General features: G+C 60.0%; 17 protein-coding genes and 1 tRNA gene. 8 read left to right on the top strand and 10 right to left on the bottom strand.

Annotated features, from left to right (window positions below; all coding sequences use genetic code 11):
* Positions 1-16: 16 nt before the first annotated feature.
* A tRNA-Leu gene (locus J7416_RS04025) sits at positions 17-102 on the bottom strand.
* 146 nt (positions 103-248) lie between these two features.
* Here J7416_RS04025 and J7416_RS04020 point away from each other — a divergent pair.
* Positions 249-827, top strand: a complete 579-nt coding sequence (locus J7416_RS04020) for a YqaA family protein (protein WP_209223288.1) — start codon at positions 249-251, stop codon at positions 825-827.
* Complete coding sequence (locus tag J7416_RS04015; RefSeq protein ID WP_209223286.1) at positions 824-1,288, top strand: disulfide bond formation protein B; 465 nt, start codon at positions 824-826, stop codon at positions 1,286-1,288. Before J7416_RS04020 ends, J7416_RS04015 begins: the two co-directional genes overlap by 4 nt.
* A gap of 3 nt (positions 1,289-1,291) precedes the next feature.
* On the opposite strand, the gene J7416_RS04010 is transcribed toward J7416_RS04015, so the two are convergent.
* The gene (locus tag J7416_RS04010; protein ID WP_170424606.1) at positions 1,292-1,879 is read right to left on the bottom strand and encodes an HNH endonuclease; all 588 of its coding nucleotides are present in this window, start codon (positions 1,877-1,879) and stop codon (positions 1,292-1,294) included.
* Between the two features lie 212 nt (positions 1,880-2,091).
* Here J7416_RS04010 and J7416_RS04005 point away from each other — a divergent pair, with 212 nt between their 5' ends.
* On the top strand, positions 2,092-2,697 hold the full coding sequence (locus tag J7416_RS04005; RefSeq protein ID WP_209223284.1) for a pseudouridine synthase: 606 nt from the start codon (positions 2,092-2,094) through the stop codon (positions 2,695-2,697).
* A 31-nt stretch (positions 2,698-2,728) separates the two neighbouring features.
* The gene (locus tag J7416_RS04000) at positions 2,729-3,154 is read left to right on the top strand and encodes a VOC family protein (protein ID WP_209223282.1); all 426 of its coding nucleotides are present in this window, start codon (positions 2,729-2,731) and stop codon (positions 3,152-3,154) included.
* Positions 3,155-3,158: 4 nt separating this feature from the next.
* On the opposite strand, the gene J7416_RS03995 is transcribed toward J7416_RS04000, so the two are convergent.
* Genes J7416_RS03995 through J7416_RS03980 form a run of 4 tightly spaced genes read right to left on the bottom strand, consistent with a single transcriptional unit; the run spans position 3,159 to position 5,255 of the window.
* Positions 3,159-3,461 (bottom strand): putative quinol monooxygenase, encoded by a 303-nt coding sequence (locus J7416_RS03995; RefSeq protein ID WP_209223280.1) that lies wholly within the window; start codon positions 3,459-3,461, stop codon positions 3,159-3,161.
* Positions 3,455-3,958 (bottom strand): GNAT family N-acetyltransferase, encoded by a 504-nt coding sequence (locus J7416_RS03990; protein ID WP_209223278.1) that lies wholly within the window; start codon positions 3,956-3,958, stop codon positions 3,455-3,457. The genes J7416_RS03995 and J7416_RS03990 overlap by 7 nt, the downstream gene beginning before the upstream one ends.
* A gap of 2 nt (positions 3,959-3,960) precedes the next feature.
* Positions 3,961-4,626 (bottom strand): alpha/beta fold hydrolase, encoded by a 666-nt coding sequence (locus tag J7416_RS03985; RefSeq protein WP_209223276.1) that lies wholly within the window; start codon positions 4,624-4,626, stop codon positions 3,961-3,963.
* The gene (locus tag J7416_RS03980) at positions 4,623-5,255 is read right to left on the bottom strand and encodes a DNA-3-methyladenine glycosylase 2 family protein (protein ID WP_209223274.1); all 633 of its coding nucleotides are present in this window, start codon (positions 5,253-5,255) and stop codon (positions 4,623-4,625) included. Before J7416_RS03980 ends, J7416_RS03985 begins: the two co-directional genes overlap by 4 nt.
* A gap of 98 nt (positions 5,256-5,353) precedes the next feature.
* On the opposite strand from J7416_RS03980, the gene J7416_RS03975 reads away from it, so the two are divergent.
* Entirely contained in the window at positions 5,354-6,571 is a 1,218-nt protein-coding gene (locus J7416_RS03975; RefSeq protein ID WP_209223272.1) for an MFS transporter, read from the top strand.
* Positions 6,572-6,576: 5 nt separating this feature from the next.
* On the opposite strand, the gene J7416_RS03970 is transcribed toward J7416_RS03975, so the two are convergent.
* The 3 genes from J7416_RS03970 to cysS are packed head-to-tail and all read right to left on the bottom strand — an operon-like array spanning position 6,577 to position 10,387.
* A complete protein-coding gene (locus J7416_RS03970) occupies positions 6,577-7,359 on the bottom strand; it encodes a squalene/phytoene synthase family protein (RefSeq protein WP_209223270.1) in 783 nt (260 codons plus the stop codon).
* Positions 7,356-8,990, bottom strand: a complete 1,635-nt coding sequence (gene cimA / locus J7416_RS03965) for a citramalate synthase (RefSeq protein WP_209223268.1) — start codon at positions 8,988-8,990, stop codon at positions 7,356-7,358. The genes J7416_RS03970 and cimA overlap by 4 nt, the downstream gene beginning before the upstream one ends.
* On the bottom strand, positions 8,990-10,387 hold the full coding sequence (gene cysS, locus J7416_RS03960) for a cysteine--tRNA ligase (RefSeq protein ID WP_209223266.1): 1,398 nt from the start codon (positions 10,385-10,387) through the stop codon (positions 8,990-8,992). Before cysS ends, cimA begins: the two co-directional genes overlap by 1 nt.
* Before the next feature lie 217 nt (positions 10,388-10,604).
* Between cysS and J7416_RS03955 the strand changes: the two genes are divergently transcribed.
* A complete protein-coding gene (locus tag J7416_RS03955) occupies positions 10,605-10,949 on the top strand; it encodes an MmcQ/YjbR family DNA-binding protein (protein ID WP_209223819.1) in 345 nt (114 codons plus the stop codon).
* Positions 10,950-11,006: 57 nt separating this feature from the next.
* Positions 11,007-12,194: a pyridoxal phosphate-dependent aminotransferase gene (locus J7416_RS03950; RefSeq protein ID WP_209223264.1), complete on the top strand. Its 1,188-nt coding sequence runs from the start codon at positions 11,007-11,009 to the stop codon at positions 12,192-12,194.
* 6 nt (positions 12,195-12,200) lie between these two features.
* On the opposite strand, the gene J7416_RS03945 is transcribed toward J7416_RS03950, so the two are convergent.
* The gene (locus J7416_RS03945) at positions 12,201-12,719 is read right to left on the bottom strand and encodes an outer membrane beta-barrel protein (protein ID WP_209223262.1); all 519 of its coding nucleotides are present in this window, start codon (positions 12,717-12,719) and stop codon (positions 12,201-12,203) included.
* A gap of 416 nt (positions 12,720-13,135) precedes the next feature.
* On the opposite strand from J7416_RS03945, the gene J7416_RS03940 reads away from it, so the two are divergent.
* On the top strand, positions 13,136-14,680 hold the full coding sequence (locus J7416_RS03940; protein WP_209223260.1) for a trimethylamine methyltransferase family protein: 1,545 nt from the start codon (positions 13,136-13,138) through the stop codon (positions 14,678-14,680).
* Positions 14,681-14,703: the final 23 nt, after the last annotated feature.

Raw genomic sequence — 14,703 nt, 5'->3', positions numbered from 1 at the left:
TCTAAAGGGTTTAAGGTGGTGCCCAAGGAGAGACTCGAACTCTCACGCCCGTGAAGGCGGGGGATTTTGAATCCCCTGCGTCTACCATTCCGCCACTTGGGCCACAAACACTGGATTAGCGTCCAAGTTCAGGAAGGTCCAGAGGCAAAAAACAACCGATATTTAGTTTGTTTTCCTTCCGTCCTGTTGACGGCCCTTCGGTCGCGTGGTTTGGCTGGCTCGACACGAGACTGGGATTTTAGCACCTGATGTTGCGATCGCTCTATGACTGGACCATTCGTCTGGCCGAACACCCGCATGCCCTTTGGGCACTGGCCATTGTGGCGTTTGCCGAAAGCTCGTTCTTTCCGATCCCGCCAGATGTTCTGATGATTCCCATGATTATTGCGCGCCCCTCGCGCGCGTGGCTGATCGCCTCGGTTGCACTGGTCGCATCGGTTCTGGGCGGGCTGCTGGGATACGCAATCGGTGCATTCTTTTACGAGAGCATTGGCCAACCGATTCTTGAATCTATGGGCAAAGCGCAGGCCATGGAGCAGTTCAACACCAAGTTCAACGACTTCGGCTTTTGGGCCGTGCTGGGCGCTGGGATCACGCCTTTCCCGTACAAGGTTATCACCATCATGTCGGGCTGGACGGGCATGCCCTTGGGCACGTTCATCGCCACTTCGATTCTGGCGCGTTCGCTTCGGTTCTTTATCGTCGCTGGCCTGCTTTGGGGCTTTGGCGAGCCCATTCGCGCCTTCATCGAAAAGCGCCTTGGGCTTATGTTCACCCTATTCGTTATCCTGCTGTTCGGCGGATTTTTGGCGGTGAGGTACCTATGACCCGAAAAAGGCTTCTGATCCTGATTGCCGCTGGTGGCTCGGCTGCAATGTTGCTTGGGGCGTGGGGCTTTCAGCATCTGGGTGGCATGGCCCCGTGCAAAATGTGCATTTGGCAACGCTATCCCCACGGTGCGGCCGTCCTGATTGGCGTGCTGGCCTTTGCATTCCCCGGTATTCGTCCCCTGCCCCTTTTGGGTGCAGTGGCAGCCATGGTCACAGCCGGAATTGGCCTGTTCCACGCCGGGGTCGAGCAGAAATGGTGGGAAGGCCCCAGCAGTTGCACCTCGGGCGATATCGGTGGTCTTTCGACTCAGGAACTGATGGACCAGATCATGTCTGCGCCACTGGTCCGCTGCGACGAGATTCCGTGGGAGATGTTCGGCCTGTCCATGGCCGGATGGAACGCCCTGATCTCAGCCGGGCTGGTTCTGGTCTGGCTGGCCGCATTCCGCGCCAAGTAGCCGTTACAGCTCGTCCAGTTCTGCATCCCAATACAGAAAGTCGATCCAGCTGTCGTGCAGGTGGTTCGGCGGGAACTTGCGGCCGATATTCCGCAACGCTTCGGCATCGGGCTGACGAGGAGGCTTTCGCAGGGTCATCCCTGCCTGGCGCAGCGATTTTGAACCCTTCTTGAGGTTACAGGGGCTGCAAGCGGCCACCACGTTTTGCCAACTGGTCACGCCACCCGCCGCACGGGGGACGACGTGGTCAAAAGTCAGATCTCCACGGCTTCCGCAGTACTGACAGCGGAATTCATCCCTCAGAAATAAATTAAAGCGCGTGAAGGCCACGCGCTTTCTGGGTTTTACATAGTCCTTGAGAACAACGACCGACGGTATTCGGATCTCGGTACTCGGGCTTCGTACGACCTCGTCGTACTCGGCGACAATATCCACCCTATCCAGCCAGGCCGCCTTGATCGCTTCTTGCCAGGGCCACAGTGACAGTGGGTAATAAGACAAGGGGCGATAATCGGCGTTCAAAACCAATGCCGGATGATGCTTTAGCGCACCGGGTTCCCTGACAAATTCGGTCCTGAAGTCTCCATCCATGTCAGAATCGCTCCTCGCTCTGCTCTGCCCGTTTTTGACATCAGAGCGGGGAACACCCGCCCCGGCCTTAATCTAACTATATATCGTGTTAAAACTCTGACAAGCCCTGAGTTTCCACAATATCTCGGGGATTGGGTAATCCGAATCCGTAACAGCCACGTGACAGTTATCCACAGGTTGCGCCAATGTGGCCTGCGGGCTATGGCGAGGTCATGAGCTGGTTCATTCGATTCAACAAACCCTTCGACGTACTGCCGCAGTTTACCGACCGTGCAAACGCGGATTCGCCGCGCAGCACGTTGTCGGATTTCATCGATCTGCCCGGTGTGTACCCTGCGGGGCGGCTGGATCGCGACAGCGAAGGGCTGATGCTGTTGACCGACAACGGGAAGCTTCAGGCGCAGATATCGGACCCCAAGCACAAGATGGCAAAAACCTATTGGGTGCAGGTCGAAGGCCTGCCCGACGCAGCCACTCTCAGGGCATTGCGCGACGGGGTCGAGTTGAAGGATGGGCAAACCCGCCCCGCCAATGCCCGATTGATCGACGAACCCGAAGGGCTGTGGCCGCGTAACCCTCCGATCAGAGTGCGGCGGACGGTGCCGGATTGCTGGATCGAACTGACCCTGCGCGAAGGCCGCAATCGACAGGTACGTCGCATGACTGCGGCGGTTGGTCATCCCACGCTACGCCTGATCCGGGCGCGGATCGGCGATTGGACGCTGGATGGGTTGGAACCCGGCCAATGGGACAGCCTCCCCGCACCCGCACTCAATTCCGCGCCGCAACGCAAACGGGATCGCCGCGCGCGCAGGTGACGAAAACGCCTGATTGTGATAGGGTTAAGGCATGAAGGTCACCCGGACCATACCGCCGCCCGAGGGCATTCTGGAAGCCGCGCTTTACGTCGATGACCTCGACGCAGCCGAACGGTTTTATGGGGACATCCTGGCTCTGGAACAAATTCAGCGCGTCGCAAACCGGCACGTGTTCTATCGGGTCGGAGCCTCGGTCCTGTTGCTGTTCAATGCCGACGAAACCGAGCAACCGCCTGGAAACCCGAACCTGCCGGTCCCGCCGCATGGCGCGCGCGGATCGGGACACGTGTGTATGACCCTGTCGCGAGAGCAGATCGAAGAGATGCGCAAACACTTGCTCGAATGGAACGTACCCGTCGAAGCCGAGTTCGATTGGCCAAACGGCGCGCGATCACTGTACATCCGCGACCCCGCCGGAAATTCGGTCGAGTTTGCCGAAGGTCACTTATGGGCCTGATACCTTAGCGCAGCGGCTGTTTCTCACCACCCACAACGCGGTAAATCTCGCTGGAGGTGACGCCCACCTCACCCAGAACCGCTTGAAACTCGGCCATATGTGGCGCGGTGAAATGCGCCTCGAGCGCAGCTTGGTCCTGCCATTCTTCATACACGCGGAACCGGTTTGCGTGTCCAAGGATCTGGCTGAACTCGTAGATCAGACAGCCGGGTTCTTTCACAGTTTCCGCAACCATACGCTGCGCCGCTGCCACGGCTTTTTCTACGCCATCCGGCGACACTTCGACTGTACCTGTGACAATCAGCATGATCTGCCCTTCTTCAACTCGAACCGTTTGGAAATTCTGTCGACGGGCGTCCCGTCGCGCAAAGCGACGCCGTACGCGACCGAGTAATCGCGAAACCCCATCTTGTCGTAGTAGCTTAGCCCCGTTCTGTTATCGGCCCGGATGGTGGCATTGATCGCACCAAACCCAAGGGCCGCGGCCCGGGTGGCGGTTTCCGCAAACAACGCCCGCCCAGCCCCTTTCAGCAGCGGCGCACGTCGCGTGAACGTGGCGATATCGGCGCAGTCCTCGGGCAGGTCCTCATGGGTACCCAGCCATTGAAAACCGGCCACTTCGCCCTGATCGTCCAAGGCGACGTGGCAACATATCTTATCTACTCCATCCAGATAGGCCTGAGCAAAAAGCGCTTCCGAGAACGGAGTTTCAAACGCGGTCGTCCCGCCGATCGCTATGATATCATTGAGGATCTGGCAGGCGACTGCCACATCCTCTGGCATCATGGGCCGGACCGCGATCATCGCTACAGGCTCAGCTTGTCGCGCATAAAGGCCAGCGCGACGCTCAGGCCGTCCGGCGCTATCCCGTGGCCGGTGCCTTTCATGACATGGGCATAGACTTCCTCAAACTTGGCCGCCTGCAAGGCTTCTGCCGCTTCGGGCAGTGATTGCGGCGGCACTACGTCGTCCATATCGCCATGCACCAGCAGAACCGGCATGCGGCTTACGGTTTCGTCTGGCAGCAGGTCAGGTTCCAACAAACGGCCCGAGAAGGCGACGATCCCCGCAATCGGGTCTTCGCGGCGCGGGGCGACATGCAGGCTCATCATCGTACCCTGGCTAAAGCCGAACAATACGACCTGTTCCGGCAGCACGTCCTCATCGACCATCAGGGCATCAAGGAACGCGTTGAAATCCTCGACCGCCATTTCCATGCCGCGGCGCGCCTCTTCCTCGGACGAACCATCGATCCATGGGATCGGGAACCACTGAAACCCGTTCGGCATTCCGGGGATCTGTTCAGGCGCATCCGGCGCGACAAACAGCGTGTCTGGCAAATGCTCGCCCAGCGGATCGGCCAGCCCCAGCAAATCGGCACCATTGGCCCCATAGCCGTGCACGAACACCACGACCGAGCGTGTGTCGCCCGAAACCGGCTCTTTTCTGAGCGCATTCATAACCCGTGTCATCTGATCCCTTCTCGTTCTTTGGCAACCCGGTAATAGGCCCACAGCACCCGCGCCGCAACCGACCGCCAGGGTGACCAGTCTTCCGCCATTTGGCGCAGTTGTTTGTCAGTCGGCCGTTCCGGCAGGTCATAGAGAATGCGCGCAGCCTCTTGCAGGGCCAAATCACCGGGTGCGATCACGTCGGCACGGCCCAGCGAGAACATCGCATAAATCTCGGCCGTCCAGACGCCAATACCCGGCACCTCGGTCAGGATGGCAACCACGTCTTCGTTAGAAGCGACGCGCAACGCCTTGTAATCAATGCGCGCCTCGGCCAAGGCGCGGGCATAACGGATTTTTTGACGGCTTAGCCCGACTGCGCGCAAATCGTCGTCAGTCGCCCACATGATTTTGCGCGGGCCGGTCAGCTTGGCCTCTTGCAACCTTTTCCAGATCGCGTTGGCCGAGGCGACACTCACCTGCTGGCTGACAATCGCGCTGAGCAGCTGCGCAAACCCATCCGGGCGGCGGCGCAACGGCAATGGCCCGGTCTGATCCATCGCATACGCCATACGCGGGCAGGTTTCGGCCAGCCAAGTCGCCCCTTCTGCAACGCAGTCGGGTGTTTCGATGATCCGTCCAACGGACATGTGCCCTCCGGGCCAGAATAAGTACCGGCACGTTAGGCCGCTTTGCCGCAGATGCAACCCGCTTGTGCACAATCGTTTTCGCCGATACGCATGTCCCCATGACAATGATCACCGCCACCCCAGACGATCGTCAGGCCAAACGAAACGTCGCCGTTCTGGTTGCGGCCCAAGCCGTGCTTGGGGCGCAGATGCCGATGATCTTCATCGTCGGCGGGCTGGCCGGTCAGTCCCTGGCCACCAATGCCTGCCTTGCGACGCTGCCTATCTCGCTGATCGTTCTGGGATCAATGCTGGCGGCGACGCCGATTTCAGCCATCATGCAGCGCTGGGGCCGCAGGGCCGGCTTTCTGGTTGGTGCCACCGCCGGGGCGTGCGGAGGTCTGGTTGGGGCCTATGGCCTGTTCTTAGGATCGTTCCCGGTGTTTCTGTTGGGCAGCCTGTTGACTGGCATCTACATGAGCGCGCACGGATTCTACCGGTTTGCCGCCGCTGATACCGCGTCAGACGCGTTCCGGCCAAAGGCGATTTCCTATGTCATGGCAGGTGGCCTGGCTGCAGCGATTATCGGGCCGCAGATCGTCAAGATGACCTCAACCGCGTATGTGATCCCATTTTTGGGCACTTATCTCGCCGTCATCGCCGTAAACGCCATCGGCTCGGTCCTGTTCTTCTTTCTGGATATTCCCACACCGCCCAAACCGGCGGCGGATGCAACTAAAGGCCGGTCGCGGCTTGAGATGCTGAAGACCCCGCGCATCGCGGTCGCCATTATCTGCGCGATGGTGTCCTATGCGCTGATGAACCTGGTGATGACCTCGACCCCTCTGGCGGTTGTCGGCTGCGGTTTCAGCGCCAACGACGCCGCCGATGTGGTCACCAGCCACGTTCTGGCCATGTATATTCCCAGCTTTTTCACCGGGCAGCTGATCGCGCGGTTCGGCGTAGAGAAAATCGTGGCCCTTGGACTGGCCATACTGGCTGCTGCAGGGGTTGTCGCCTTGCAAGGCGTCGAACTGGGTAATTTCTTTGTCGCGCTGATCCTTCTGGGGATCGGGTGGAACTTTGGCTTTATCGGGGCGACCACGATGCTGGCCGATAGCCATGACGTGAGCGAGCGCGGTCGGATGCAGGGCCTCAACGACCTGTTGGTATTCGGCGGCGTAACATTTGCCTCACTCGCGTCCGGCGGGTTGATGAACTGCTCGGGCGGCTCGCCTGTTGATGGCTGGACCGCGGTCAACGTCGCGATGGTGCCACTGCTGACCCTTGCCGGTGGCGCGTTGCTGTGGCTGACGATGCGCCCACGCACGGCCTGACACGGTCACCAGCGCCCCGTCGCAACCTGGGCCATCAAAGACAACCTGCGGCGCATCTCGCCACAGCCAAGCGCCCCAACGGCCACTCGGTCAGGACGCGCCACGGCCTGTTTCAGGATCATTCCGGCCTGCCACCCCGCATGCAACGCAGGACCCGCCTGTGACGACACCGCGCGCCGATTGGACCGGGCCCGGTTCAATCGATCCAAGGCGTTTTGGGCCAGCTGCCGCACGCCCTCGGGCGTGCCATCAAGAAGTGGAATACGCCCACGGGCCTCAAGCTGCGGGACTGCGCGCAGCCAGTTGGCCACACCAACCCCATAACCAAAATCACGCAGAACATCTGCGTCCGCCGTTCCCAGAGCCTGTGCCGAAACCACCATCAGCGTACCGGCGCTGTGGTTGATATAGGCGTCAAAGTGATCCTGGTCTTCGAACGGGTCACGGTAGATATCCCAACGCCTTACGGCCACATATTCATCCAGCATCGCCGCCAGATGCGGCGACAACACACGAGACAAAGGCGTGACAACCTCGTGCCGCCGGACGGTCGGGCCTTCGGCGATTTCCTGCAAGGCATCGCGCCACCATTGCAGGCGCATCTCTGCGATCATCGGCTCTTGTGTGACCCACGGTGCACGCGCAACCTCGACGTTCAGGGCATAGATCGGAAACAGCACGGTCCGTGCCGCAACCGGGCCTGCCATCGCTGCCATGAACCGGTCAGGATCGGCTCGGTGCAACAGCGCGGCACACGCATTTACGTCATCATCAAACGGCCCGCTCACTCGGCCACCACGGCCTGAGGGCCGCAATCACGCACCAGCTTCCAGTGGATCGCGTCCAGCAGCGCCTCGAACGAGGCATCGACTATGTTCGCGCTGACGCCCACGGTCGACCAACGCCGCCCCTGCCCGTCCTCACTGTCGATGATGACTCGGGTCACGGCCTCGGTACCGCCTTGGGTGATACGCACCTTGAAGTCGACCAGGTGCATATCGTCCAGAATGCGCGAATACTGCCCCAGATCCTTGGCCAGCGCCTTGGCCAGCGCGTTCACCGGACCCCGGTCACTGCCGTCGCCATCCAGCGATTCGCTGACCGACAGCTTTTTCTCACCATCGACCTTCACCACGACGACCGCCTCGGACAGGCTTACCATCTTGTTGTACTTGTTCTTGCGCCGCTCAACGGTGACCTTATAGCGCTTCACCTCAAAAAACTCGGGCAGTTGCCCCAGTTCATCCCGCGCCAGCAGTTCAAAACTGGCCTGAGCGGTGTCGTAGGAGTATCCATCCGCCTCGCGCAGCTTGATCCGCTCGAGGATGCGGCCCAGGGCGGGATCACCGGCCTCGACGGCCAACCCGGCCTCGGTCAAACGCTTACGCAGGTTCGATTGCCCCGCCTGGTTCGACATCGGAATGACCCGGGCGTTGCCGACCGATGCCGGATCGACATGTTCATAGGTCGTCGGGTCCTTGAGGATCGCACTGGCATGCAGCCCGGCCTTATGCGCAAAGGCCGACGCGCCGACATAGGCCGACTGTTTGCTGGGCACCCGGTTCAGGATGTCGTCCAGCATCCGGCTGACACGGGTCAGACCGGCCAGAGCCTGAGCGTTGACGCCGATGTTATAGGTCGAGGCATAGGGTTCTTTCAGAACCAGTGTCGGGATCAAAGCGGTCAGGTTTGCGTTACCACAACGCTCTCCCAACCCGTTCAAAGTCCCCTGAATCTGACGCGCGCCCGCATCGACCGCTGCCAGCGAACAAGCCACCGCGTTTTCTGTGTCGTTATGGGTATGGATGCCCAGCCGATCACCCGGCAAGCCTGCCGCGATCACCGCGGACACAATCCGCGATACCTCAGCGGGCAGCGCGCCGCCATTGGTGTCACACAGCACAACCCAGCGGGCACCAGCGTCCAGCGCGGCGCGGCAAACCTCAACCGCGTAATCGGGATTGTCCTTGTAGCCGTCAAAGAAATGCTCGGCATCAAACAGCGCCTCGCGCCCCTGCGCCACGATATGCGCGACCGAGGCGCGCACATTCTCGACATTCTCTTCCAGCGGGATTCCGAGGGCATGGCTCACGTGATAGTCATGCGACTTCCCCACCAGACACACCGCCTGCGTGCCCGCATTCATCACGGCGGCCAGAACGTCGTCATTCTCGGCCGAGCGACCGGACCGTTTGGTCATCCCAAAGGCGGTCAGACGCGCTTTGGTTTTGGGCGCAGCATCAAAAAACGCACTGTCCGTCGGGTTTGCACCCGGCCAGCCGCCCTCGATGTAATCCACTCCCAACTCATCCAGAGCCTGCGCGATCTGCGCCTTCTCAGAGGTCGAAAACTGCACCCCCTGCGTCTGCTGCCCGTCCCGCAGGGTGGTGTCGTAGAGGTAAAGGCGTTCCTTGGTCATCACACACCCTCCAGCTTGGCTGCATCGAACCCGGTACCGGGCACGAGCTCAACGCCGTTCTTGCTCATGCGCACTTCAAGTCCGGCTGCAACATAGGCGGCCTTCAACCGATCAACCTCCGAGAAGTCCTTGCTCTGCATAGCGACCGCGCGGGCATCTGCCAAACGATCCGCATGGGATGAAAGATCAACGGAATCCGTGTCCGCCCAAGCGCCCATTTCCGCAGACAACAGCCCCAGAACCTGCGCGCTGGCCAGCAGTCTCGCCGCATCACCCTCTGCAGCCAGACGGTGCAACTCGGACAGTGCCCCTGCAGTGTTCAGATCATCGCCCAGAGCCGCGATCACCGCAGGGGCCGCGCTGGCGGCGGGCTCGATGCCCGCTGTCAGCGCCCGCCACTTGCGCAACGTCGCCTCGGCTTCACGGGCTTTCTTCTCGGTCCAGTCCATCGGCTTGCGGTAATGGGTTTGCAGAAACACGAACCGGATCACCTCGCTCGGTACACCCTGCACCAGCAGATCATGCACGGTGAAGAAATTGCCCAGCGATTTGGACATCTTCTTACCTTCGACCTGCAGCATCTCATTATGCAGCCAGTAGCGCGCGAACTCACCTTCGGGGTGCGCGCAGCAGCTCTGCGCGATCTCGTTCTCATGGTGCGGGAACATCAGGTCATTGCCACCGCCGTGGATGTCAAAGCTGGCGCCCAGCAACTCATAGCTCATGGCCGAGCATTCGATGTGCCAGCCCGGACGACCCCGGCCCCAAGGGCTGTCCCACCCCGGCAGCTCATCCGTCGACGGCTTCCAAAGCACAAAATCCATTGGGTTCTGCTTGTACGGCGCAACCTCGACCCGTGCCCCGGCGATCATGTCATCGACCGAACGGCCAGACAGTGCGCCGTATTTGGTCTTCCAGCTGTCCACGGCGAACAGAACATGCCCCTCGGCCGCATAAGCGTGGCCTTTGGCGATCAAGTCTTCGATCATCGCGATCATCTGGTCGATATACTGCGTCGCGCGCGGCATCTCGTTAGGTTCGAGCGCGCCCAAAGCGCCCATATCATGCAGATACCAGCCGATGGTCTCGTCCGAGCGTTCCTGCACCAGTTGCTCCAACGTGCCCGCTGCACCCGCTTTCTGGCGCGCCAGTGCGGTCGCGTTGATCTTGTCATCGACGTCGGTGAAGTTGCGCACATAGGTCACGTGGTCGTCGCCGTAGACATGCCGAAGCAACCGATAGAGCACATCGAACACGACAACAGGCCGCGCGTTGCCCAGATGGGCGCGATCATAGACCGTGGGACCACAGACATACATCCGCACGTTTTCTGGATCGATCGGAACGAAATCCTCTTTCGTCCGCGTCCGGGTGTTGTGCAGTTTGATCGTCGTCATCGGTCAGCTCCTAAGAACGGCAAAGCTTTTCGCGTTGGCGCGGGCTTAGCAACTTGTCTCAGGGATGAAAACGAAAGAAACCGGCCCGCTTGATAAATCAGCAGGAAATGCAGCAGATAATGATGCAGGTCATACGGTTCATGTTGCTTCGCATAGCACGGAGATACGATTGAGCCAAGGCTTGAGTTTCAATGCCTCTCAGCGCACCCTAGCATCCATGAGCCGCGAATTGGTCAATTCCATCTGCCGTACGTTTCCGGGGGCCGACCTGTCGGACCCTTGGGGTGGCGGCCATGATGCGTGGAAAGTCGGAGGCAAGATGTTTGCCTGTATCGGCACGGCGAATGACGGCGTGTCGGTCAAAACCGCGGACATAGAGACAGCTCAGATGCTGATCGATGCCGGTGTCGGGGTCAAAGCCCCCTATTTTCACCGCAGCTGGATTCGCCTGCCGTTTGACTGTGACGAGGATGAGATGCGCCATCGGCTGACCGCCTCGTATGATTTGGTGCGGGCTTCGCTGACCAAAAAACTACAGGCCACGTTACCGCCGCGAGACTGATTGACTTTTCCCAACGGCTCTGGCCCTGTCGGCCGGAAGTCACGAGCGGAGCGGGCCATGAAACTGTCGCAGCGTATTACTCAACTGACCGGAGGCGGCAGCGATGGGTGGGATGTATTCTACCGCGCGCGCCGGATGATGAGCGAAGGGCACCCAATCACAGAACTGACGATTGGCGAGCATGACATCCGCACGGATCAAGCCATCCTCGACGCCATGGATCTGTCCGCGCGGCAGGGCAATACCGGCTACGCGATCGTTCCAGGCAACGATCTGCTGCGCGATACGGTGGCGGCGCGTGTTCAGGCCCGGACCGGAGTTCCCACAAGTCGAAACAACGTTTTGATCACACCGGGCGGCCAGTCTGCCCTGTTCGCCGCGCATGTGGCTGTCTGTGATCCCGGCGACGTCGGCCTGTACCTCGATCCTTATTACGCCACCTACCCCGGCACCATCCGCGGTGCGGGCGCTACAGCACGGGCGGTTCAGACCTGGGCCGCGGATGCGTTTCAACCACGGGCCGAAGACATCGACGCAGCAGCGGACGGTGCAGTGTCGCTGTTGATCAACACCCCGAACAACCCAACCGGCGTAGTCTATTCCCGTCAAACCCTTAAAGGAATCGCCGAGGTCTGCCGCAAACGCGACCTCTGGCTGATTTCGGATGAGGTTTATGACACACAAGTCTGGGACGGCGTACATATCTCACCGCGCGCCCTGCCCGGTATGTCCGATCGCACGCTTGTTGTTGGGTCAATGTCCAAGTCGCACGCCATGACCGGATCGCGCTGTGGCTGGGTCGTTGGACCAGAAGAGGTGATTGCACATCTGATCAACCTTGCCACACACACCACCTACGGCGTGCCCGGGTTTATCCAGGATGCCGCCAGCTTTGCCCTGAATGCAGGCACTGATTTCGAAGAAGAGATCGCGGCCCCCTTCCGCCGACGTCGCGCTTTGGCGGTCGAGATTCTCTCTGCGCAAAACACAATCGGTTTGGTGCCTGCCCAAGGCGCGATGTACCTGATGCTGGACATCCGTGCCACCGGGCTCAGCGGTGAAGCTTTTGCCAACGCGCTGCTGGATACACACGAGATTGCGGTCATGCCGGGCGAGAGCTTTGGCAAAGCCGCCGCAGGCCATATCCGCGTTGCGATGACGATCGAGGATGAACGATTTGCCGCGGCGCTGAAAACAATCTGTGATTTCGCGGCAAGTTTGGCTGACAGCGCAGCCGCAGAATAGCTTCGCTTAGAACCGGAAGGTTGTGCGCAGGTTGAACACGTTCGTGTCGACGCCGCCCTGACTGCGTGTGACGTCATTAAAGTTCTGGCGCAGCGCCTCACCGCTGATGACAAAGCTGTCTCCGATCGGATAGGCAAGCCCGATTCCGTACACGGCAGCCGTGTCATTTTCTGGTGACGCATCAAGCCGTGCCGCGCCTACGACCACATAACCAAGCGCCGGTCCGAAATCGTAGCCGCCCCGCAATTTCAGGCGGGTCAGACTGTCCACGCTGCCTTCACCCTGCCCCAGATCCAGCGAGAGCCGGTTGTACTCCAACTCTCCGCCCAGGACAAAATTACCGAAGTCATAGTCATATCCGACATGCGGGCCAAAGGTTGTGTCGTCACCGCCCGAGCCATTTGGGCCATCGACATCTGCGTAACCAAAGCTGAACCCAGCGTACGCACCTGTCCAATCCTCAGCCAATACCGGAGCAGCGCCTATTGCCAGGCAGGTTGTCACGATGGCCTTCAGGGCTTTCATCAACCTCTCCAAAATTGTTTGCAGCTCGCCCGATCGGGATCGGGTTTTGTCACACAATAACTGGCTTGCAATCGTTAAAATTCCATTGCGATCACGGCGCACTCTTAAATAAGTGATAGAAGCATAACAGATTTTCCGGAATTCGGGAAAAAACTTTACCCAACGGCAAGAACTGATGCGCACAGGGCACAACACTTCGCTTTTGGACGGTTGGGTCGCAAACAGGACAGATTGTATGCCGTGGTATTGAGAGAGTGCGCCTCACCAGTTGAGGACCCGCATGCAAAGTGACGTTTGGAAAATTCGCCTGATCAGCCGTACCATTGGTGCGGATCGCGGGCGTGCCGCGCGGGGGCGGCCATTTGCGGTCTGAGTACACTCACCCTGAACGTACTTTTTCGACCGGACTCTAAACTATGAACGAACAAACCCGAAATTCATCGCGTAGCGGCGGCCGTGCCGCGCGTCGTGCTGCCCGTGCCACGGCTCTGCCGGAACATCTGCGCCCTATCCGCCCCGGTATGGAAGGCGGAACGCTGAAGGTTCTCACGCAGGCTCAGATCGAACGTATTCACGAGGCCGCCCTGACCGCGCTGGAAACCATCGGTCTGGCAGACGCACCGCAAAGCGGTATCGACTATCTCGTGGCAGCAGGCTGCACACTGGGCGACGATGGACGGATCCGCTTTCCCCGCGCTTTGGTCGAAGACACCATTGCCAAGGCCAATCGCTCCATCACCCTCCACAGCCGTGACGGGAATAACGATCTGGAGCTGTCTGGCAAGCGCGTCCACTATGGCACCGCCGGGGCCGCTGTCAGCATGGTCGACGTGCATGGGCAAGAGTACCGCGACTCGACCCTTCAGGACCTGCATGACGCGTCGCGTATCTGCGAACAGCTTGAAAACATTCACTTTGTCCAGCGCCCTATGGTGTGTCGCGACATCGCGGACAACCTCGAGATGGACCTGAACACCGTTTACGCGACGACCTGCGGCACGTTCAAACACATCGGAACATCATTTACCGAGCCCAGCCACGTCGCCCCGGCGATTGAGATGCTGCACATGATCGCGGGCGGAGAGGACAAGTGGCGGGAACGGCCTTTCATGTCCAACTCGAATTGCTTTGTGGTGCCGCCGATGAAATTCGCGACTGAAAGCTGCGAAGTGATGGAGGAATGCATCAAAGCCGGGATGCCGGTGCTGTTGCTATCCGCCGGTATGGCCGGAGCCACCGCACCGTCGACCGTTGCCGGGGCGATCACGCAAGCGACGGCCGAATGCCTCGCCGGACTGGTTTATGTAAACGCGGTAAGTCCGGGTGCTCCGGCGATTTTTGGCACTTGGCCTTTTGGCCTTGACCTGCGCACGGGCGCAATGTCCATTGGTTCTGGCGAGCAAGCTCTGCTGACCGCGGGCTGCGCCCAGATGCACCAATTTTATGATTTGCCCGGCGGTGCCGCAGCTGGCGCCTCGGATGCGAAACTGCCCGACATGCAGGCCGGTTGGGAGCAGATGTGTTCAAACGTCATGGCCGGTCTGTCGGGCCTGAACATGGTGTATGAGGCCGCGGGTATGCATGCCTCGCTGCTTGGGTTCTGTCACGAAAGCCTGATCCTCAGCGATGATCTGATCGGTCAGGCGCAACGCTGTGTGCGCGGGATTGAGGTGACGGACGAAACGCTGGCGCTGGATCAGATGGCCGAGGTCTGTCTGGGCGGACCCGGCCACTATCTGGGAACTGACGCGACGCTCAGCCGGATGCAGGCGGACTACGTCTATCCCACCTTTGGCGACCGGTCATCCCCGAAGGAATGGGTGGAACTGGGCAAGCCTGACCTGATTGAAAAGGCCGTGAAACGGAAGGAAGAGATCCTTGCGACCCCGTCAGCGGCCCGATTCGATCCGCTTCTGGATGCCGAATTACGCAGCAAATTCAACATTTACTTGCCTGCGTAACCCATTGAAATAAGGCGGCCCGT

The sequence above is a fragment of the Ruegeria sp. R14_0 genome, from assembly GCF_017743975.1.
In the GTDB taxonomy this organism is placed as follows: domain Bacteria; phylum Pseudomonadota; class Alphaproteobacteria; order Rhodobacterales; family Rhodobacteraceae; genus Ruegeria.
The sequence above is the reverse complement of the archived record's forward strand: the minus strand, read 5'-3'. Positions and strand labels throughout refer to the sequence as shown.